The sequence below is a fragment of the Methylovulum psychrotolerans genome (assembly GCF_002923755.1).
Taxonomy (GTDB): domain Bacteria; phylum Pseudomonadota; class Gammaproteobacteria; order Methylococcales; family Methylomonadaceae; genus Methylovulum; species Methylovulum psychrotolerans.
In genome coordinates this window covers 52,541-73,697 of the sequence record NZ_PGFZ01000002.1, presented here as the reverse complement: position 1 = coordinate 73,697, position 21,157 = coordinate 52,541, and the positions used below count along the sequence as shown (strand labels likewise).

Annotated in this window: 16 protein-coding genes; 5 read left to right on the top strand and 11 right to left on the bottom strand. The window is 50.8% G+C overall.

Annotated elements, in window-relative coordinates; translation table 11 throughout:
* Positions 1 to 125: 125 nt before the first annotated feature.
* The 6 genes from AADEFJLK_RS05995 to AADEFJLK_RS05965 form a co-directional block, all read right to left on the bottom strand.
* On the bottom strand, positions 126 to 365 hold the full coding sequence (locus AADEFJLK_RS05995; protein WP_103973665.1) for a hypothetical protein: 240 nt from the start codon (positions 363 to 365) through the stop codon (positions 126 to 128).
* Positions 366 to 443: 78 nt separating this feature from the next.
* A complete protein-coding gene (locus tag AADEFJLK_RS05990) occupies positions 444 to 770 on the bottom strand; it encodes a P-II family nitrogen regulator (protein ID WP_088617578.1) in 327 nt (108 codons plus the stop codon).
* Between the two features lie 9 nt (positions 771 to 779).
* Entirely contained in the window at positions 780 to 3,848 is a 3,069-nt protein-coding gene (locus tag AADEFJLK_RS05985; RefSeq protein WP_088617579.1) for an efflux RND transporter permease subunit, read from the bottom strand.
* A 21-nt stretch (positions 3,849 to 3,869) separates the two neighbouring features.
* Positions 3,870 to 5,033, bottom strand: a complete 1,164-nt coding sequence (locus AADEFJLK_RS05980) for an efflux RND transporter periplasmic adaptor subunit (RefSeq protein WP_103973879.1) — start codon at positions 5,031 to 5,033, stop codon at positions 3,870 to 3,872.
* Between the two features lie 55 nt (positions 5,034 to 5,088).
* Entirely contained in the window at positions 5,089 to 6,429 is a 1,341-nt protein-coding gene (locus tag AADEFJLK_RS05975) for a TolC family protein (RefSeq protein ID WP_088617580.1), read from the bottom strand.
* Positions 6,430 to 7,633: 1,204 nt separating this feature from the next.
* Positions 7,634 to 8,788: a hypothetical protein gene (locus AADEFJLK_RS05965; protein ID WP_103973664.1), complete on the bottom strand. Its 1,155-nt coding sequence runs from the start codon at positions 8,786 to 8,788 to the stop codon at positions 7,634 to 7,636.
* 152 nt (positions 8,789 to 8,940) lie between these two features.
* Between AADEFJLK_RS05965 and AADEFJLK_RS05960 the strand changes: the two genes are divergently transcribed.
* The 5 genes from AADEFJLK_RS05960 (at position 8,941) to AADEFJLK_RS05940 (ending at position 14,995) form a co-directional block, all read left to right on the top strand.
* The gene (locus AADEFJLK_RS05960; protein WP_088621449.1) at positions 8,941 to 9,465 is read left to right on the top strand and encodes a glycine cleavage system transcriptional repressor; all 525 of its coding nucleotides are present in this window, start codon (positions 8,941 to 8,943) and stop codon (positions 9,463 to 9,465) included.
* Between the two features lie 7 nt (positions 9,466 to 9,472).
* Positions 9,473 to 9,946, top strand: coding sequence for a peroxiredoxin (locus AADEFJLK_RS05955; RefSeq protein WP_103973663.1), 474 nt, complete (start codon positions 9,473 to 9,475; stop codon positions 9,944 to 9,946).
* 96 nt (positions 9,947 to 10,042) lie between these two features.
* Complete coding sequence (locus tag AADEFJLK_RS05950; RefSeq protein ID WP_088621450.1) at positions 10,043 to 11,461, top strand: PhoH family protein; 1,419 nt, start codon at positions 10,043 to 10,045, stop codon at positions 11,459 to 11,461.
* Between the two features lie 121 nt (positions 11,462 to 11,582).
* Complete coding sequence (locus AADEFJLK_RS05945; protein WP_088617584.1) at positions 11,583 to 12,878, top strand: flavohemoglobin expression-modulating QEGLA motif protein; 1,296 nt, start codon at positions 11,583 to 11,585, stop codon at positions 12,876 to 12,878.
* Positions 12,879 to 13,225: 347 nt separating this feature from the next.
* On the top strand, positions 13,226 to 14,995 hold the full coding sequence (locus AADEFJLK_RS05940; RefSeq protein WP_103973662.1) for a sensor domain-containing diguanylate cyclase: 1,770 nt from the start codon (positions 13,226 to 13,228) through the stop codon (positions 14,993 to 14,995).
* 126 nt (positions 14,996 to 15,121) lie between these two features.
* Here AADEFJLK_RS05940 and AADEFJLK_RS05935 read toward each other — a convergent pair whose 3' ends face one another.
* From AADEFJLK_RS05935 to trpE, 5 genes are all read right to left on the bottom strand, one after another.
* On the bottom strand, positions 15,122 to 16,657 hold the full coding sequence (locus AADEFJLK_RS05935; RefSeq protein WP_211299163.1) for a tetratricopeptide repeat protein: 1,536 nt from the start codon (positions 16,655 to 16,657) through the stop codon (positions 15,122 to 15,124).
* A 3-nt stretch (positions 16,658 to 16,660) separates the two neighbouring features.
* Positions 16,661 to 17,947: an AAA family ATPase gene (locus tag AADEFJLK_RS05930; RefSeq protein WP_103973661.1), complete on the bottom strand. Its 1,287-nt coding sequence runs from the start codon at positions 17,945 to 17,947 to the stop codon at positions 16,661 to 16,663.
* Between the two features lie 109 nt (positions 17,948 to 18,056).
* Positions 18,057 to 18,719, bottom strand: a complete 663-nt coding sequence (locus AADEFJLK_RS05925; protein ID WP_103973660.1) for a class I SAM-dependent methyltransferase — start codon at positions 18,717 to 18,719, stop codon at positions 18,057 to 18,059.
* A gap of 175 nt (positions 18,720 to 18,894) precedes the next feature.
* Positions 18,895 to 19,485, bottom strand: a complete 591-nt coding sequence (locus AADEFJLK_RS05920; RefSeq protein ID WP_088617587.1) for an anthranilate synthase component II — start codon at positions 19,483 to 19,485, stop codon at positions 18,895 to 18,897.
* Entirely contained in the window at positions 19,482 to 20,969 is a 1,488-nt protein-coding gene (gene trpE, locus AADEFJLK_RS05915) for an anthranilate synthase component I (protein ID WP_088617588.1), read from the bottom strand. The genes AADEFJLK_RS05920 and trpE overlap by 4 nt, the downstream gene beginning before the upstream one ends.
* Between the last annotated feature and the right edge of the window lie 188 nt (positions 20,970 to 21,157).

The window sequence follows — 21,157 nt, the reverse complement described above, 5'->3', positions numbered from 1 at the left end:
ACGGATTCCATTGCAACTTGTTGTTTTTACTTAATTAAAATACTAATCCAATATCTAATGGCTAAGTTGCTTATTCTAATATTAAAAACTTGATGATCGAGTTATAGTCATCAGAACAATCCAAATCATAAAACAATTGCGTAGGATCCTTGGGCAATACTAATCAGGCTTTCAGCTTCAATTTCAACATTGTCTTCAGCGATAACATCGTCTTCGAGAGTGCAAATAGCCAAGCCATAACCGCGTACCTTAGCTACGCGCCAAATGGCTTTTGATGGGCCGTAAATGACCGCAACGATTGCCTGTAGTAACGGTAATAGAGGGAAGCGTTGGCTATCTGCCGTTACGTCGTATATAAAATACATTAGCGATTATTTTTAGCGTCAAATACTATCATAACAACTGAGGATGAGCTATAAGTGCGAATAAAAATCCAGCCCCCCCTACCCCAAATCAACCCGCCTTTCCCCGCTGCTGATGCGCCCACCCTCCAACGCTTCAACAATATACACCTTCCCGTCCCCATGTTGGCCGCTACACGCCACCGTCATGATGGTGGTAAAAATAAGCTCCACTAAACTGTCGGGGGCAAATATCTCCAGACGCTTTTTCGGCATAAACGGGCGGTAATCTTGGACATGCTGGGTGCGTTCGCGCCCAAACCCTTGGCAATCGATCACCGTCATACCCGGAAAGCCCGGAATGTCCATTAACGCCGTCGTAACGCTATTAAGCTTATTGGGCTGGATAAAGGCGCGGATCTCTTTCATAATTCCTCGTTAAGGTTCATCAGCTTCGGCGAAATAGCGGTACAGGGCAGGCAACAGCGTCAAGGTCAGCACGGTGGCGGTCAACAGGCCGCCGATAATGACCACGGCAAACGGTTTCGCCGTTTCCGAGCCGACACTGGTGGACAGCGCCGCCGGAAACAGCCCTAACATCGCCATCATAGCGGTCATGACCACCGGCCTAAGACGGCTGACCGAGCCGTTGACAATGGCATCGTGCAGCGACTGCCCTTCCCTACGCAGTTTATTCAATTGCGAGACTAAAATCACGCCATTTTGGACGGCGATACCGAATAGGGCGATAAAACCGACCGCCGCCGAAACGCTTAGGTTAATATGGGTCAGCAATAAGATCAGGATACCGCCAATCATGGCAAAAGGCACGTTCATGACAATCAGCAGGGCGTTTTTAATCGACATAAACGCCCAGAACAGCAGCACAAAAATTAAGCCCAAACTAATCGGCACAATAATCGCCAAGCGCTTCATGGCGCGTTGCTGGTTTTCAAACTGCCCGCTCCAGACAATACGGTAGCCGGGCGGCAAGTCCACTTGCGCGGCGACTTTTTGCTGAGCTTCGGCGACAAAACTGCCTTGGTCGCGGTTGATCAGATTACACTTGATGGCAATCCGGCGCATATTGTCTTCGCGGCTGATCCGTGACGCACCTTGATTGACCCTAACCGTCGCCAATTCCGATAACGGGATCAACTGGCCTGTCGGCGTTTTTACGGTCAACGCCTCCAAGCCAGCGACCGAATTACGCGCACTTTCCTCATAACGCAAGGTAATGTCAAAGCGCCGCTCGCCTTCCAAAAACTTCGAAGCCGCCCGCCCACCCATACCGATATCCATCACCTGCTCGACATCGGCAATATTGATGCCGTAACGGGACACTTTGGCACGGTCAATATCGACAATGACTTGCGCCAAACCCGCTTGCTGCTCGGCGGCAACATCGGTCGCGCCTTTAATGCCCGCCAAAATATGCGTGACCTGATCAGCCCTGTCCTGAAGCGTCGCCAAATCCGCGCCGAATATCTTAATGGCAATTTCCCCCTTTACCCCAGAAATGGCCTCTTCGACATTATCTTGGATCACTTGGGAAAAATTGGTCAAGATGCCGGGGAAAATCTCCAGTTCTTTATTCATGGCTTGGACTAATTGGTCTTTGCTCTTATACCGCCAAGTGTCTTTAGGCTTAAGATCAATCAGCACTTCCAAATTATTAAAGCCCTTAGGATCAGTACCGTCTTCTGGGCGGCCTAGCTGGGTCAGCACAGTTTTAGCTTCGGAAAATGCCGCCAATTTTGCGCGGATTTCTTCCTCAAAACGTTTGGAAGCCGCCAGCGAAACCGGTGTGGGCAACGTCACTGTCAACCAAACATTGCCCTCGTCCAATTTGGGCATAAATTCAGTGCCGATATAGCGTACCGACATAAAACTCAGCACCAACGCCGCTACCGCCGAGAAAAAGACCAGCCGTGAATGCCTAAGCACCCCTTCAAGGATACGCCGATAATGACGTTCCATCACCGCTACCAACGGATTATGGGTTTCCGCGAGTTTAGGGCCCAGCAAATAGGTCAGCATGGCGGGTACAAAGGTCAAACTAAACAGCATTGACGCGACCAAGGCAAAACTGAGCGTATACGCCATCGGCGAGAAAATTTTCGCCTCCACTTGCTGGAAGGTAAAAATCGGCAGAAAAGCGATGATAATAATGGCTTTGGAAAACAAAATGGGGCGGCCCATTTCGGTCGCCGTATTTAACAAGGTTTGCCGCAAATGGCGGATGTCGGCCTTACGGTGCAAATCCAGCGTCACCTGCACCATCACCGCTTCGACCAAGACCACGGCACTATCGACGATAATCCCGAAGTCGATAGCACCCAGCGAAATCAGGTTGGCGGAAATGCCGCCCAAATCCACCAGAATGAACGCAAACAGCAAGGAGATGGGGATAATCAAGGTGACTAAGAAAGCCGCCAGAAAGCGCCGCAGGAACACCAATAAGATAATCAGAATCAGTGCCGCACCTTCAAGCATATTGTGCATGACCGTATGCACGGTATGGCCGACCAGTTCGGTGCGGTCATAGATGGGCGTGATTTTAACCCCCGGCGGCAAGCCAAAGGTGTTCAGTTCGTTAATCTTCTCCTTCACCCCCGCCAACACATTAACGGCATCGCGGCCTTTTATCAGCAGCACCGTGCCTTCCACCACATCGTCACGCTGGTTCATGCCGACAATACCCGTCCTAGGTTGCGGGCCGACGCTGATGTCGGCAACATCCTTAATGCGGACTGGCACACCGTCATTGGTGACAATGACAATTTCGCCAATTTCCTCTGCCGACTTTAACAGCCCTGTACCGCGCACCACTAAGGCCTCGTCGCCGTGTTCGATATACCCGCCGCCAGTATTGGTGTTATTGGCGGCAATGGCGGCAAAGACCTGCCCTAATTCGATGCGGTAATTTTTCAAACGTTCAGGTTTGGCGGCAACCTTATATTCCTTAACGCCGCCGCCATAAGAGACCACATCGGCCACCCCTTGCACAGTGCGTATCCGTGGCTCGATGACCCAATCCTGAAGCGCCCGCTGCTCGACTAACGGCAAATGCTTGGCATCAATCACATAGCGGTAGATTTCGCCGACCCCCGTCGATAACGGCCCTAACTGCGGGCTGGTACTGTCGGGTATGTCGGCATTTTGTAACTTCTCTAAGACCTGTTGTCTGGAAAAATAATCTTCGGCCTTATCGTCAAAGGTCAAGGTCACGACCGACAAGCCAAAAATGGACACCGAACGCATATTCATCAAATGCGGCAGACCGTTCATGACCCGTTCAATCGGCAAGGACACTTGCTTTTCGACCTCCTCCGGGGCTTGTCCGGGATATTGGGTCACCACTTGGACAAAAACGTTTTGCACATCAGGAAACGCCTGTACGGGCAAATTTTCAAAGGCGATAATCCCTGAGATAATAATCGCTATGGTCGTGCCGATCACCATCAAACGCTGCTGTAAGCAAAACGCGATAATATGTTCAATCATGTCGCTCTATCCTTTGGGCTGCTATGGGTTGGCGCTATCGGTTTCCAGCTCTTCTTCCGCACTGAGCATCAGTGCGCCTTCCGTCACCAGCAGTTCATCAGGCTGTAAACCTTGGCTAATGACGGCCTTATCTTTTAAGCGCAGACCCATTTTAATAGCCCGTTGTTGATAATGCTCGGCATCCAAGGCAATAAACACATAATCGGTGTCGCCTTCCGTAAACACCGCCGTCAGCGGAATCACCACGGCAAGGTCGTCTGGGCCACTACCGACTTCAATATTGGTATACATGCCCGGCAACAAACGCCCGTCAGGATTGGGCAAATCGCAACGCACTTGGATGCTGCGCGTATCTTCATCCAGCACTTGCCCGATATATTGCACAGTGGCAGGAAACCGCTCACCCGGATAAGCCGGCACCGACACAGATAACTTTTGGCCTAATTTGATTTTGCTCAGATTGACTTCAAAGACCTCCATTAACACGGTCAGTTTTTTAATATCGGAAATCACAAACAGCGGCTTTTCCAAATCAGGCCGCACTTCAGTACCCGGATTAACGTTTTTTTCGACCACAATGCCGGGTACGGGCGAACGCAAGGCAAAATGGCCGTCGGTTTGCTGCTCATTGATATGCAGGTTTTTCAAACGCTCTTGGGCGCGGCGGGCTTCACTGCTGGCACGGCTTAACTCATCTTGGCTCTGCTCTAATTCTTTGCGGGACACAGCCTTACCTGCATACAGCTCTTGCTGGCGGTTGAAGGCATGGGTTGCGAGCATCAAATCGGCCTGCGCCTTGGCAAAATCTGCCTCGGCATCGGCTACATCAGGGCTGTTCAATTCTAACAACACCGAACCGGCCTGCACCGTCGTCCCCAAGGCCACCGGCGTACCGATAACCCGACCCGCCACCGAAGAGCTGATTCTGGAGGTCAAACTTTCATTGTAGCTAATCTTACCTACCAGCGGCTCCAATAAGGGATGCTCCGACAAGCTTAAGCGGGCGGTTTTGATATAGGCTTTTTTCGGTGAATCCGACGGCAAATAAACTTGCCCCGCGACTTTAGGCCGCTGCGGTGCGGGCGGCGCCTGATCGGCGGGGCCGGAACACCCCACTAACAGCAACCAGCCTAGCAACACCATTAAAACCGCTATTTTTCTGTGCAAATACATTTGATTCATCATATCCATTACTGATATAAACTACGCTGCGAGTGCGGGGCCAAATAACCCCCTGCGATTATTGCTGTCCTAAGGCCGCCTTCTGTCCGCTGGCCTTGTCGTTAGTCGGCTCAACCCCTATGGCTTTCGCCAAATCATAGTAGGCATTGGCGCGGTTAATCAGCGCCGAATAATAATCACGCATCACATTTTTGTAACTGCGCTGGGCTTCGATAAAATCCAGTACGCTGGTCGCCCCCCGGCTATAGGCCAGCTCGGCGCTATTACGCACCACCACCGCATCATTGAGCAATCCGTCTTGAAAGCGGCGGACTATCTTATCGGTACTGTGCCAAGTGGCTAAGGCACCGACCACATCCTGACGGATGCCCAACTCGGTTTGCTCCACTGCCAAACGGCTTTGGCTGAACTGAACAGCGGCCTTATCGGCTTCGCCTTTATATTGATAAAACAAGGGTAACGGCACACTGACCCCGACAAAACCCGAATTTAAGGCATTGTTACTGGGGTCACGCGCATAACCGGCGGTGACGGTCACATCAGGGTACTTTAACCGCCGCGCCAACTCCATTTCTTTATCGGCTTGTTCGGCCCGTAATTTATCCGCTTGCAAATCAGGGCGTTGCTCCAAGGCCTTGGTGATCAGTTGCTCCCTGCTAAGGCTTTGCCCCAAGTCTTTAACGGTCGGCCACTGCTCTTTCGCCTCGAACGACAAACTTTGCTCAGGCCAGCGCAACAGCATGGCTAACTTGGCCTTAGCCTGCTCAACCGCCGTTTGGGCGTTATCCAAATCCGACTCGGCGCGTACCGATTCCATTTTGACCCGCAAAAAATCCGACTCCGAAATATCTCCGCTGTGCAGGCGCAACTGGTTGGCCTTGGCAATGACTTGGTAATGGTCAACAATTTCTTGCGCTAACCAGCGGTTTTTCTGGGTTTGTAATAATTCGTAATACGCATCCCTGACCATATTAGAAAATATCCGCACGGCATCCTGCAAATCACTGGCGGCCGCTTGCGTGGCAAAACCGCTGCTTTGGATGCGCAAGCCCCGTTTACCCGCGACCTCAATTAATTGGCTGAAAGAGAAATACTCGGCAGGCCCGCAAGAAACGCCGGGATTATGGCTGCACCCTGTGGCACTGGCACCATTATTCAGATTACCGCTAAGCTCAGAAAGCTGAAAACTGAAATTAGGGTTGGGAATCGCCGAAGCAATGACGGCATCGGCTTGGGACTGGTCGATATTATATTGCGCGGCAATCAAATCGAGATTGCGTTGGTAGAAAATGGCCAGCACTTCATCTACCGATAACTCCTTATTTTGCCCATAGGCATCAAAAGCCATAAGGCCATTCAATAACAGCAACAATGCCGTTCTTTTAAAAAAAGTCTTCATAAATCCTAAACCCTGCCAAAACCCTTAACGCCTTAGGTTTCGGGGTAATACACCATCAAATAGGGAATAACTTGGCGAATGGGCAAACAATGCCTTTTAAAGCCTGACACCCTCAGAAGGTATGCCAGCTTCAAAGGCCTTACCCTGCTAATTTATCACATGCCCATCCCTAAGCTCAGTTATCGCCAACCCCGATGCCATCCCATTCCTGGATGATACCAACCCCAACCATAAGTGGGGTGTTGCCGCCAAAGATAACCCGGTCCCGGTATCGGATAAGCCGGTCTCACTACGGCGGCCGGGCGTATCCCGACACCTACAGGCTGTACGGCACATCCCGCCAAAAAAACACTTAAGCCAATGGCTGTTAATAATAATTTCATAAAAGACCTTCCTTAAAAATAAGCAATAAACGCCTAACCTAATCCGGTAAAAACGCCATCAACTATCGCCAGCCCCTATGCCAACCCAATCGGGGATGGTACCACCCCCAACCATAACGCGGATGCTGCCGCCAAAGGTAACCGGGGGCTGGAATCGCGTAGGTAGGCCGTACCACAATCACCGGACGAGGGCTAATCACCACTCGGCTATCCGCCCTCAACTGGCTAAGTGCCCTTTGACAACCAGGAGAAAGCTGGGCAAACGGATAAGTGTGCAAACACCGCAACAAACCGTCCCCAACAACTGCCCGGCCACAATGCGCCAGCCTCGCTTCTTCAGCGCAAGCCATCGCCACAACCTGCCTGTCTGCCACGTTACCTGCACGCGCAGACAAGGCATAGACCGATGCAACAACCATTAATGCCATTAATAATTTCATACGCACACCCTCACTATTTTGCGAAAACACCATCTAACAAACGCTATAAGCCGACATTATCAAACCGATCAAATAGAGTTGCCGCCGCCAAACTGTTTTCAGCAAAATAGTGTTGATACCGCTATTTTGTCAGGCGCATACAACCCTTTACCCCAATGGCTACACACTGCCCACAGCAATATATAGACCAAAAAAACAATAACTAGAAATCAATTGCTTAAAATTCAAATCAGCCCTTTACGGTTGATATGAACAAAATACCAACCGTTTTGTTGTTCATATCAACAGCCCCATCCATCTGAAAACCATAGCGTCTTGTTTAACGGAAGTTCGCAGGCATAACCCAAAAGACCCTATCCCTCTAGCTAAATCCACTTGCCTCTACTCGGCGGGCGGTTCGTCGCGCTTGATCTGAATATCCTCTTTCATAATCTCGACCATTTCATTAAGCTTAAGCACATCATTTTTCATATCCATCAGTAAAAAGTACAACACCAACGCCGATAAAGACGCAACAATACTCAAAATCAGCGTAATCGTATTAATCCGTGCCTGCTCCGTTTTATACTCGCAACGCTCGGTGCCAGAGGTAGCGGCGGGCGGACTTACCACCACAACGGACGGGTCGGAATGTGGTAGCCCATCATCAGAAACTAACGGCTTGGCAGCGTCATCAAGTGCGGGCATCATCACCCCCGTTTCGGCGGCAACCTCCAGTCCCGGCGGCGTGTCCACTTCTTCTATCGGCACTGGCTCAAAAATCGGTTCAACACGCAGCGGCGAATCGGCCATGCCCGCCGCCCACAAATCCGGTGCGGTTGCCATAGGCCGGTCGACTGCCAACCCTAACGGATTGGCAAGCTCATCGTCAATGAGGGGGACAGGCATCGCCACTCCCGTTTCGGCAGCAACCTCCACCATTGTCGGCGTATCGGCCTCTTCTATCGACGCCGTCTCAAAAATTGGTTCAACACGCAGTGGTGAATCGGCCATGCCCGCCGCCCACAAATCCGGCGCGGTTGCCATAGGCCGATCTTCAACAGGCGACACCAAGGTTTGCCCGCCCGGCTCAGGCTTAGGTTCGGTGACCGAGAAAAAAAACGCTTGCGTTTCGACAACGCCATCGGCATCATGGCTAGCAACTTTTAACGTCACACCGGACAACTCAGGCTCTGCCTCTGCCTCACTTGGCGGTTGCGTAGCTGCCAACGGCACCACCCTATAAGCCGCCGCCTGAGCCCTATCCGCAGCGGCATCAGGCAGAACCTCGATCTGTTCGGCGCTGGTACGGCTGGTCATATCTTCAACCTGAACTATACTAGTAATGGGTTTTTCAACACCGCTGACAACCAAAAGGCGGTCTATGGCATCTTCATCGTCAGGCAAATTATCCAATGGCGTTACCGTAAACACCGGGTCGTCACGGGTCGCGCGTAGCTCTGCCAACACCAGCATTTCATCGGCGGCACTGCCCGGCCCGTTGAGCCTGCTGAAACTACGGTCTTTAGAAATGCTTCTCTTACGGGTCTTTTTCATGGCTTGATCGGGTAGGTAATGTAAAATCGGGGAATGCCGTTATCTTTCTTAATCAGCGACAACGGCAACTTTTAGCGGCACACTCAGCAATGTGCATAAAGTTTCGCTCATTTGATGCTAAACTTCCAAAAAAATATTCAAAAAAACTCATTATGCAACTCGCCATTACTGCCTTAGGTAACAACAAAATCAATTTTATTGCGGAACTATTGCCCGCTATCCGCGATTGCAAATGCAATATCGTGGAAATCCGCGCCTCGCGGCTGGCACAATCCACCGCCACTTACTTGCTGGTACAAGGCAATTGGAATCAAATAGCCAAATTAGAAAGCACCTTAGATGTCATCCAGCGGCGCATTGACATCAAAATCCAGACCCTACGCCCAGAAAGCCGGGACAAAGGCAAAGACTGTATGCCTTATTTACTGGAAACCCTCTCACTCAACCACGACAGCATCGTCGAGTCGGTCAGTTCGTTCCTGATTGACCGCGATATTGACATTGAAGACATCACCGGCAGTTGTTATCCTGCCCCCTATATCCAAAATCCCGTCTTTGCCAGTAAATTTATTATCCTGATCCCCCCGCAACTGCATTTGCTGTCGCTGCGCGAAGAATTCATGGAATTTTGCGACCAGCTTAACATCGATGCCATTCTTGAACCCATAAAACGTTAGGTAGCTTATGACCTCACCCAATATTGGCACCGTCGTGCCGGATATGGAACTGGCCTCAACAGGCGCGAAAACTGTCAAACTCAGTGACTATCGCGGCCAGTATCTGTTGCTCTACTTTTACCCTAAAGACAACACGCCTGGCTGTACCCTAGAAGGCCAAGCGTTCCGTGACGCTATCGCCGATTATACCGCGCTCAATACCGTCATCATCGGCATATCACGCGATTCGGTCAAAGTCCATGAAGGCTTTAAAAGCAAACAGGCATTCCCGTTCGACCTGCTGTCCGATAGCGACGAACAGCTATGCAGCCTGTTTGAGGTCATCAAACTCAAAAATATGTACGGCAAACAAGTACGCGGTATTGAACGCAGCACCTTTCTGATCGGCCCTGACGGGACGCTGATCCATGCTTGGCGTAAAGTCAAAGCCCAAGGCCACAGCGACGACGTATTGGCGCTGTTGCGGACACTAGCGGCGTAACACCCGGCATAACTCCCAACCGCACCTGGCGGCATACCCATGCCCCAGACCCACGGCGGCCTTCGCCTTCCTCCCGCCCAACCCAATGGTACCGACATGAATATTCAGACCATGCCTGATAACAAGCTGTTTGTTTTAGATACCAATGTGCTGATGCACGACCCTGCGGCGATTTTCCGTTTTCAGGAGCATGACATTTTTATCCCGATGGTGGTTCTGGAAGAACTAGACCACGGTAAAAAAGGCCTGACCGATGTCGCGCGTAACGTCCGCCAAGCCAGCCGCTTTCTTGACGGGCTGATCCGCGACACCAGCCAGCAGACTCTTAACGACGGCCTGCCCTTATCGCGTATTGAGCACAGCCCCAATGGCGACAACCTGAACAGCTCAGGCCGCCTGTATTTCCAAACCAGCGCCATGACCGCGCTCTTGCCTGACAGTATGCCCGGCAACCTTGCCGACAACTCCATCCTCAGCGTCGTGCTGGCGCTCACCAGCAAATTCCCGCACATCAAAGTCATCTTAGTATCGAAAGATATTAACATGCGCATCAAAGCCGCTACCCTAGCCTTAACCGCCGAGGACTACCACAACGACCAGACTTTAGAAGATATTGACCTGCTCTACAGCGGCGCGACCGCCTTAGAGGATGATTTTTGGGAAAACCACGGCACACAAATGGACTCCTGGCAGGAAAAAGACCGGACATTTTACCGCCTTGAAGACCCTTTAGTCAGCGAATGGTATCCTAACCAATACTTGTACATGGACAATGACAGTAATTTTGAGGCCATCGTCCGCCGTTGCGACGGCGAAACGGCTATCTTGGAGCTGGCGCGGGATTACCGCTCCAAACACAATAGCGTCTGGGGCATTTATGCGAAAAACCGCGAGCAAAACTTTGCCCTCAACGTCCTGCTCGATCCCGAAATTGATTTTGTCACCCTCTTAGGCACGGCGGGCACTGGCAAAACCCTGATTGCCTTGGCGGCAGGTCTCACCATGACCCTAGAGAAAAAAATTTACAACGAAATCATCATGACCCGTGAAACCGTACCTATTGGCGAAGACATCGGGTTTTTACCGGGCACAGAAGAAGAAAAAATGGCCCCGTGGATGGGTGCGTTGATGGATAACTTAGAATTGCTGGGCAGCCGTTCCGGGCAAAACGAATGGGAACAGGGCGCGACCAAAAATATCTTAATGAACCGCGTCAAAATCCGCTCGTTAAATTTCATGCGCGGACGCACCTTTCTGAACCGTTTTCTGATTATTGACGAGGCACAAAACCTCACTTCGAAACAAATGAAGACCCTGATTACCCGCGCCGGCCCCGGCACTAAAATCATTTGCATCGGCAACCTGTCGCAAATCGACACCCCTTACCTGACCGCCACCACCTCAGGCTTGACCTACGTCGTCGACCGCTTCAAGCATTGGCCGTACGGTGCGCATATCACCCTCCGGCGCGGCGAACGCTCCCGCCTCGCCGATTACGCCTCGGAAAATCTGTAACGTTTATCGGCAAAATACCTTACAATCAGAAACATGGCATTACTATTGCTTTTTGTTTACAAATCCGTCTGAAACATTACCTGATGAGTGCCGACCACGCTGCTTACTGAGAGACCATGCTATGAGCAATATAAAAGTCCTAAAACCGTCCACCTATCTGACCGAAGTGAAGGCCTTATCCGACCGTATCGTTAAGGCGCAACAGCCCATCCGCATCCTCGACGCGATCAAATGGGATGACAGCATCAAACAGGCATTTTTACAAAGTGGCTGTAAATCCCTGCCCGCTATTGATGCCGATTATTACAAGCAACGCCCCTTAGGCTTTGACCCTAGCGACAAAAAAGAAGAATTCCATCAAATAGAACGCGATTTAGTGCGCAAACTCGGCCAACTTAACCCGCTGAGCGTCATCATGCGCCGCATGTGCCGCGAATACCAAGATGTCGTCTACATGCTCGAAGCGCGTGGCACCTCGACGTTTTCTAATATCTCCCAAGAACTGTACGGCTCATCGCAAGACGTGTTCCATGTCGGCGACCCGACCATTGCCGACTTGGGCAGCATGATGGAATCGACCTTGGAGCAACTGCTGCAACTGGACTTTTTGAACGAAGACCCGAAAACCATCACCGCCAAAGAAGCCGTCGACATCCTTAACCAACGCATAGAAGAAGTGCTGCCGGGCGAAGGCCTACGCGCCATGCTCAGCGACGGTATCGTTTCGGATGCCGCCGCCGGTACCGATTACGTTAAGCTCCGCGCCGACGCGCTGTTTAATATGCGCGACTTACGGGTACTGGAAGTGCATGAAATCTGGGTACACCTCGGTACGACCCTCAACGGTATGGAACAGCCATACTGCACCTTCCTCGGCAAAGGCCCCCCTTCGGCCACCGTCACCCAAGAAGGCTTGGCGGTGCTGATGGAAATATTAACCTTCAGTTCCACGCCCAACCGCCTGATGCGCCTGATTAACCGCGTCCGTGCCATTACCTTAGCCGAAGAAGGCGCGGATTTTCTGGATATTTTCGCGTTTTTCCGCGCCAAAGGCCTGGATGAGGAAGACAGCTACACCTTAAGCAGCCGCGTGTTCCGGGGCAGCAGTTCTAACGGGATGCCCTTCACCAAAGACCTGACCTACATCAAAGGCTTTGTGCTGACTTATAACTTTATGCGCTTAGCGGTCAATAAAGGCAAACCTGACCGCATCCCTTTGCTGTTCTGCGGCAAGACCACCATTGAAGACATGAAAATACTGGTGGATTTGGTCGAAGAAGGCACGGTCAGCCCACCCCGCTTCCTGCCGCCGCAATTTCGTGACCTCAACGGCCTTTCCGCTTGGATGAGCTTTAGCCGCTTTATGACCTCGCTGAACTTCCGGCAGCTAGAACAGGATTATGCCAACATTTTGTAAGCATACCCAAACCCCTATTTGCACTGTAGAGACGTTGCACTGCAACGTCTCTAGCCACCTTGGATTGGCATAAACGTTAAGCCCACTCAAAACAATACCCCAGCCCTTTTACCTAAATGCGGTAATTTTTCACTTTTCTTTGTAAGCAGGCAATAGCATTTACTGCAAAAACATGTTATTTTGCAAGGCTATTACGTTCGTCTAAACATGACATATAGACATCTCTTGCATCTCCCATATCCCATATCCCCTGAAATAATCCGCCCCAGCAACCCAAACCTATGGGTTGGACAAAACGGCATCCCGCACACTGACGAAAGGCCACTGGCCAAAATAAGAATGACCTGATGAAGCACATCACCGCCGCCTTTACAGCAGCCGAACAATTTGCCCCTTTTTTTTCCAGCGCAGCCGTACAAACCGCCGCCAAATCCGCCCACAGCGTCCTGATACAACTTTTTGTCGGCCAATGCAATGACGCTTGGATTCTCAACCTCGTCAACACCGCCCAACACGCCTTACCCCAAGCCATTATCGTCGGCGTCACCTCGGCGGGCGAAATTTGTGCCGGACGGGTGAGCCTGGAATCGACTGTCGTCTCCGTCAGCATATTCAGCTCGGCCAGTTTGCACCCTATCGCCTGCGCCAGCCACCAAGGCGGCGAATATACGGCAGGACAAGCCATTGCCGAAGCCTTACAACCTATCCCCCACCTGCAAGGCATTCTGCTCTTAGCCACACCAACACGCATCAATTGTGCAAACGTGCTGAAAGGCATAGAAGACCGCCTACCGACCCTACCCGTATTTGGTGGCGGGGCGGCCGAAACTTTAAACTGCCAACAACCGCGCGTCTTTCTGCACACAGCCCTGTTTGCCGATGGCTGTGTCGCCGTAGGCTTGGCGGGGGCGCAATTACGCATCGAAACCCATATTACTTTTGGCTGGCAAGCCCTCGGCCCACAAATGGCCTTAACGGCGGTTAACGGCTTTAACATCCAGTGCATCGACGATAAACCGGCACTGGATGTCTACCGCAAGTATCTGGGTATCCATCCCGATGATGAAGACATGTATTTGGTCGAGTTTCCACTCCTGATGGAGCGGTACGGCACACAAATCGCCAGAAACCCAGTCTCCGCCAACCAAGACGGCAGCGTCACCTTAGTCGCCGACGTTTACCAAGATGAAACCGTGCGCTTAGGTTATCTTAACGTCGATTTGGCCCTAGAGAACACCCATGCGGTGGTAGCCGAATTGGCGGCCTTTGCACCGGAAGCTATCTATCTGTATTCGTGCATTTGCCGCCGCTTTACCCTACAGCAAGATGTCGAACTGGAAACCTATCCGTTTCAGGCACTGGCCCCCGTGGCGGGCTTCTTTACCAGCGGCGAATTCTGCCGACACGGCAACCACTTACAGCAACTCAATTCCAGCCAAATCGTGGTAGCTATGCGCGAAACCGAAGCCGCCGAACCCGCTCATTGGACAGACACGGGAGCCGATACCGCAAAAGACCGCTACCGTTTCCGTCACGCGCGGATTACTAGCCACTTACTGCATTTCATCGCCACCCTAAGCGACGAACTGGAGATGGCGAACAGCAAACTACAGCACTTAGCCGAACATGACCCACTAACCGGGGCATTGAACCGCCGTACTTTAGATAACGCGCTGGACACCGAACTCGCCATCGCCGACCGCTATAACCGCCACTGTTCTTTAGTCATGTTCGATCTGGACCACTTCAAACAGTTTAACGACAATTACGGCCATAGCGCGGGCGACATCGTCCTAAGCAGTATCGCCCAAACCGTCCGCCAGACCATACGCCGCAGCGATATGTTGTTTCGCTTTGGTGGTGAAGAATTTTTGCTGTTGCTACCTGAAACGGCCACCGAAGGGGCATGGGAAATTGCCGAAAAAATCCGTCTGGCGATTGCCCGGCTGACCTTAGCTTACACAGAAATATTGTTGCCCAAGATAACAGCTTCTTTTGGGGTCGCCAGCTACCCGGCACACGGCCAAGAGGCCTTGGCATTAATCAATGCCGCCGATGCCGCCTTATATCAGGCCAAAGCACAAGGCCGGAATAGGGTTTTGGCGTTTGCGGAATGAATTGGGGGAGGTTGAACGTGCACAAAATAAAATCTGTTGTAGAGACGTTGCACTGCAACGTCTCTACAGTTTTAGCCTAACCAGGATTTTTTGCGGCTGACCTTAAATTTTATGCGCGTTCCTAAGCTACTCGGCAGGTTCGGCTGGGTTTAAGGTTTCCCACCAGGCTAGGCCTTCATGGCCTAGGTCTTTGGCTAATTCGTCTAAACTTTGCAAGACTTGCGCCAAACCGATGTGTTTGGCCATACGGTAAGCCTTTAGCGATGTTGATAAGGCTTGTTGTTGCTCATCATTTTGCCAATGGATAAGTCCAATATTAAACAAAGTTGTACATTCGCCCGCTGTATCGCCGATGTTTTGCTGGATTTGTAAGGATTGTTCCAAGTAGCGCAAGGCGGTGTCATAGTCACCTTTGGCATGGTAGATTTGGGAGATGTTGTTGAGGGTCGCGCCTTCGCCTTCTTTGTCGCCGATATCTTGCCAGATTTGCAGGGATTGTTCCAAATAGCGCAAGGCGGTGTCGTAATCGCCTTGGGCATGGTAGATTTGGGAAAGGTTGTTGAAGGCCGAGCCTTCGCCTTGTTTGTCACCGATGTCTTGGCTGATCAGCAGGGATTGTTCCAAGTAGCGTAAGGCGATGCCGTAGTCGCCTTTAGCTTTGTAGATTTGGGAAAGGTTGTTGAGGGTTGCCCCTTCGCCTTGTTTGTCGCCGATGTCTTGCCGGATTTGTAGGGATTGTTTCAAGTAGCGTAAGGCCGTGTCGTAATCGCCTTGGGCATGGTAGATTTGGGAGAGGTTGTTGAGGATCGCGCCTTCGCCTTGTTTGTTGCCGATGTCTTGACAGATTTGCAGTGATTGTTCCAAGTAGAACAAGACAATGCCGTAGTCACCTTTGATATGGTAGATGACGGAAATATTGTTGAGGGTTGCGCTTTCGCCTTGTTTGTCGCCAATACGTTGTTGTATTTGCAACGATTGCTGATAACATACTAATGCTTGGTCATGTTTTCCTAACGACTTATATAACATCCCCAAACGGATCAACAAATCACCCTTTGTCTTTGATGCCTCCTGCCCCGCCAATTCCGCCAGCAAGTTCTCTAAATTAACAATCCACCGCTCTTTCTCAGTTAACGATAATTGCCCGACAAAATTCTCACCCACACTTTCCCAAGTGCTTTGCATCAAGCTAAGCTGTTCAGGCTGTGACAAAGTAAACTCATAAAGCCCACTCCGCCAATCGGCAAAATCCGGGGCTTCGTTAAAAATTTCCGTCAGCAAAAAATCCGGCATCCAAAACACCACCGGATGGTTAGCCCTCCCATAAAATTCCCGCCGCCAATTTAACTCCTGAATAACATAGCGGTCTTTTAAATGATAGAGCTTTTCCAAATCGTAAATGAACACTATCGCATCCGCACTGGCAGCCGCCAGTAAGGCCGCCATTTGCGCATCAATAAAAATATCGTTTTCAGGCGTTAACGGCAGTTCAATAATAGGCGTGGCAAGGTTGGCTTTTAAGGCGGCGACCAATTCATTACGCAACGGCACGGTATTGCAACTGACAAAATACAGCCCAAAGCCCTTACATAATTGCAGGGCGCGGCGCAGATGCTTTAGCTCTGGATGTTGGGTAAAAATATCGCTCAGCGTTGAGGTCACGGCTCAATTAGGCGCGGTTAATTTAGCTTGTAACCAACTGATTTCCCTTAAAGCGGGATGTAAATCCGCCCAAGGCTTGCCGTTTTCGTATTCATTCACCAAGCGCAAACTTAATAAACGTTCGTAACGCTTATCTTTATCTTTTATGACCCGTCGGGCAGCGGCAATTTCTTTCAGAAACTCAACATCTTCTTCTTTGACCAGACGGTCATATTCCTTAACCAAATGGCTGATGGCGCGATCAATATCAACGTCTTTAATCTGGCTTTCCTCGGTTTCGGAGGCAATCCGAATTAAACGCAACAAATCGCGTATGGAACCGCCACTCATGGCAATCAGACGCTGTAACAAAGCCGGATCAGCAAACAATAGCGCTACTTGCATACGTTTATCGATTAAATCCGCTAAATATTGCTTACCTTCTGGTGTTTGATATTTGACCATCGGCATGAAAAACACATCATTAGCAAAAAAATCGCCTAAATTGGCATTAAAAGCCAAGGCAATCGGAATAGTATATAAAACATGTGCGCCTATTTCATTCAGTTGCTCGGCGTGTTCGATAAATAAATCATTGTAGGTCGCACTTTCCCTGATTTTTTCTAAGCCATCGACAATGAAGACTATATCGGCATGACCTTTAGTTTTCAATTTCACCCGTGCGGCAATCAACAAATCGTTTAATTTAGCGATAAATTCTTGCTGAACGCCTTTGATCCTTTCGCGGATTTGTTCGCGGTGGCTGCTACCACTGCGTACTTCGCCCATAATTTTCGTGATGAATTTACCGATACCAAAAATATCTATGCCAGCTTGGGTATCTATACCAATACTGGCTTTGGCTTCCGTCAGATACTCATGGGTCACTATTTTTTCTGCCAACAACAGATCCAAATCATTTAAAAGCCCCTTATCCAAATTTATCGCTTGTTTAGCCAAGGCCTCAATAACCCCTTGGGCAATATTTAACAAGACATCCTGATAAGTGATCTGGTGTAGGTCTAAACTATTTTCCACATCCAAAAAAATCACAAAATAACTGGAATTTTCCAAGTGTTTTTGTAAGCGCTTTAGCTCGGTGGATTTGCCGCATCCAGTATGGCCTGTGACTAATTGCTTGCAAAAGTCTTCAGTCTGACTGGTGCGGATAATGCGCGTCGCTAAGGTATTGACACTTTTTTTATTGCGGACATCTTTTAAATCCAAATACCGAGGATCGCCACTTTCTAACGGCTTATCAGGGTGACAAGCATTATAAGCATCATCTAAATTATCAACCGGGTAATCCATAAATGTACGCAATCTCTTAACAAAGGAAAGGAAAAAATGCCTTGCTCAGCATTATCGTTCAAATAAAGCCAGTATAGTGCAGATCAGCAAAAAATTCACCCACGCGCCGCTAGCTTGCCAAGCATTGGGCAAACGTCAGCAAACGCCCCTTATATGGGTCGCCGTTTTCGATAAGGCGGTCGGCGGTTTTACTGGTGAAGCCATAGCCCAAATCCGCCATGGCCCGACAGAAACCGACGCGGTTGCCCCGGTTGGGGTCAACAATAATAATCTCGGCGGCGGGAGCGGCATGACTGTGGATAAAGGCGGCGAGTTGGCCCGGCTGTTGGCGTTCGTATAACACATCACTACCAATAATCAGATCAAACTGCCCCAGCCCCGGATTCTTCCCCGCCCAGTTGCCGGCATGGTATTTCAGTACCGACAGTTGGTTCAAGCGGGTATTTTCGTTTAAAAACGTTTGGCTTAAAGGATGCCAATCGCTCACCGTCATATCCCCCGCCCGCCGATGGATGACCAAACTGGCGAGGGCCAGTCCTGCGCCAATCTCAAGAATGCGCTGTCCGGTCAATTCCAAGCTGTGCATGGCTTGGGCGAGAATCCGCGCCGATGGCCATAAATGCCCAAACAGCGGCCAACTGGCCGGGGAAATGCCCGCCAATTCGGCTTCTTGCAAGGGATCGTAATATTGCTGGAGGTCAGCAAGCGAGCGGATTTGATACGCAAAACCGCCGACAGTGACGGTTTCAAATTTGACATGGTAGCCAGGCATAACGAGTGTTCCCTAAAGGGTTGTGCATCAGGAAGGTTCTGATCGAAAGGCACAAGACTTCGTGAGAAATGCTATACAGGCCGACAAGGCGCTTAAGAAAACCCACCCCCCATTAGGGAGCAGGCAAAAGGCTGGCGCAGGCACCGCCCGCGCCAGCAATAGAACAGTAAGCCGTTTACCGCCGCAAAAAATTCGCCAGCAATTCGTGGCCGTATTCGGTAAGGATGGATTCGGGGTGGAACTGCACACCCTCTATGTCCAAGGTCTTATGGCGTACACCCATAATTTCATCTTGGTTGCCGTCGGCATCTTGCGTCCATGCGGTCACTTCCAAACAATCGGGCAAGCTGGCTTGGGCAATCACCAAGGAATGGTAGCGGGTGGCGGTAAAGGGGTTGCTAAGGCCTTGGAACACACCGTTATTATGATGGTAAACCAGCGAGGTCTTACCGTGCATAATGCTTTTGGCATGGACGATGTCACCGCCGAAAGCATAACCAATGCTCTGATGCCCCAAACACACCCCTAATATCGGGATTTCGCCCGCCAATTCGGTAATGGTAGCGACCGACACCCCTGCCTCTTTCGGCGAACAAGGGCCGGGGGAAATGACAATTTTATCGGGTGACAAGCGGCGGATGTCCTCAACCGTCACTTGGTCATTACGGACTACCGTTACCTTCGCGCCCAGTTCACCAAAATACTGCACCAGATTGTAAGTGAACGAGTCGTAATTATCGACCATCACCAGATTAATCGCGCTCATACCCTTGCTCCTGCCAAACCGGCCTCTGCCATTGCCACGGCGCGGAAAATTGCCCGGCCTTTATTCATTGTTTCTTCCCATTCGCTCGTCGGCACCGAATCATAGACGATACCCGCCCCCGCTTGTATGTATAACATGTTATCTTTGATGACGGCGGTGCGGATGGCAATCGCCGTGTCTAAATTGCCCGACCAGGACACATAGCCGACCGCGCCGGAATAGATGCCGCGCTTAACCGGCTCCAATTCGTTGATAATCTCCATCGCGCGGATTTTTGGCGCACCGCTGACCGTACCCGCCGGAAACGTCGCCGCCAAGACATCAAAGGCGGTTTGGCCAGATTTAAGTGTGCCGGTGACATTGGAAACAATGTGCATAACATGCGAATAACGTTCGACAATCATTTTATCGGTCAGTTGCACCGTGCCGATTTCCGCCACCCGTCCGGTGTCGTTACGGCCTAAATCAATCAGCATCAGATGCTCGGCCAGCTCTTTCGGGTCTGCCAACAATTCTTTTTCCAGCGCCAAATCCTGCTCGGCAGTCGCGCCCCGGCGGCGGGTGCCGGCTATCGGGCGCACTGTCACCGTATCGTCTTCCAATCTGACCAGAATTTCCGGCGAAGAGCCGACGATATGGAAACCATCCAGGTTCAGGTAGAACATATACGGCGAGGGGTTCAGACACCGCAAAGCCCGGTACAGCGTCAACGGCGAGGCCGTATAAGGGATGGACATGCGTTGCGACAAGACCACCTGCATGATGTCGCCATCGGTGATGTACTCTTTAGCTTTGCGTACCGCGTCTTCGTAACCTTGTTGGGTAAAGCCGGAGACAAAATCCGCTTCATCGACACTTTTCGGCTGGTGGCCAGTATCGGTTTTAATCTGCACCGTGCGCAATTTAATGGCCAGCGCGTCCAAACGCGCGACCGCTTGGGTATAGGCATCGGCCTCGGCAGGGTCGGCATGGGTCAATAAGAGCATTTTACCGGACAGGTTATCAAACACCAGTATCTCTTCCGATACCATCAGGATAATATCAGGACAGCCCAGCACATCCGGCTTGGCCATCCGGCAAGCCTTAGGCTCGATATAGGCGATGGTCTCATAACCAAAATAGCCCACCAAGCCGCCGCTAAAGCGCGGCAAGCCGTCAACATCCGGCACTTTATAGCGGGCTTTGAATTGTTCTATCCACACCAGCGGGTTACTGTCGGTAACAGCTTCGAGCAACTCGCCATTTTTTTCTAAGCGGATGTCGTAACCGCTAACTTTCAGCACCGTCTGGCAAGGTAAGCCCAGAATCGAATAACGTCCCCACTGCTCACCACCATGCACCGATTCAAACAGATAAGAATAGGCTCCGTCAGCTAATTTCAGATACGCACTTAAAGGCGTATCCAAATCGGCGAGGATCTCACGGCAAACCGGAATACGGTTATAGCCTTGTTGGGCATAAAGGGCGAATTGTTCAGGGGTCATGATGGCTGGCACAAGATGTTATGGCAAAACCCAAGCGTGGCAAGGTACGGTTAAATGTTCGATTATAACCGAAAATAGCGGATTTGGGTGGCAGCAATTGGGAGGGAATGCAATACGGGGGCATTTTAGCGCGGTCGCCACCGCAAAAACAGCCTATTTAGCTTAATAAATGGGCAGTATAGGCATTG

What these genes read in the sequence shown, in the direction of transcription:
- AADEFJLK_RS05920 (WP_088617587.1), bottom strand. Translation starts at nt 19,485, where the DNA reads ATGAGCGCGATTAATCTGGTGATGGTCGATAATTACGACTCGTTCACT.
- AADEFJLK_RS05995 (WP_103973665.1), bottom strand. Translation starts at nt 365, where the DNA reads ATGTATTTTATATACGACGTAACGGCAGATAGCCAACGCTTCCCTCTA.
- AADEFJLK_RS05975 (WP_088617580.1), bottom strand. Translation starts at nt 6,429, where the DNA reads ATGAAGACTTTTTTTAAAAGAACGGCATTGTTGCTGTTATTGAATGGC.
- AADEFJLK_RS05960 (WP_088621449.1), top strand. Translation starts at nt 8,941, where the DNA reads ATGCAACTCGCCATTACTGCCTTAGGTAACAACAAAATCAATTTTATT.
- AADEFJLK_RS05945 (WP_088617584.1), top strand. Translation starts at nt 11,583, where the DNA reads ATGAGCAATATAAAAGTCCTAAAACCGTCCACCTATCTGACCGAAGTG.
- AADEFJLK_RS05965 (WP_103973664.1), bottom strand. Translation starts at nt 8,788, where the DNA reads ATGAAAAAGACCCGTAAGAGAAGCATTTCTAAAGACCGTAGTTTCAGC.
- AADEFJLK_RS05930 (WP_103973661.1), bottom strand. Translation starts at nt 17,947, where the DNA reads ATGGATTACCCGGTTGATAATTTAGATGATGCTTATAATGCTTGTCAC.
- AADEFJLK_RS05990 (WP_088617578.1), bottom strand. Translation starts at nt 770, where the DNA reads ATGAAAGAGATCCGCGCCTTTATCCAGCCCAATAAGCTTAATAGCGTT.
- AADEFJLK_RS05925 (WP_103973660.1), bottom strand. Translation starts at nt 18,719, where the DNA reads ATGCCTGGCTACCATGTCAAATTTGAAACCGTCACTGTCGGCGGTTTT.
- AADEFJLK_RS05940 (WP_103973662.1), top strand. Translation starts at nt 13,226, where the DNA reads ATGAAGCACATCACCGCCGCCTTTACAGCAGCCGAACAATTTGCCCCT.
- AADEFJLK_RS05955 (WP_103973663.1), top strand. Translation starts at nt 9,473, where the DNA reads ATGACCTCACCCAATATTGGCACCGTCGTGCCGGATATGGAACTGGCC.
- AADEFJLK_RS05950 (WP_088621450.1), top strand. Translation starts at nt 10,043, where the DNA reads ATGAATATTCAGACCATGCCTGATAACAAGCTGTTTGTTTTAGATACC.
- AADEFJLK_RS05985 (WP_088617579.1), bottom strand. Translation starts at nt 3,848, where the DNA reads ATGATTGAACATATTATCGCGTTTTGCTTACAGCAGCGTTTGATGGTG.
- AADEFJLK_RS05980 (WP_103973879.1), bottom strand. Translation starts at nt 5,033, where the DNA reads ATGATGAATCAAATGTATTTGCACAGAAAAATAGCGGTTTTAATGGTG.
- trpE (WP_088617588.1), bottom strand. Translation starts at nt 20,969, where the DNA reads ATGACCCCTGAACAATTCGCCCTTTATGCCCAACAAGGCTATAACCGT.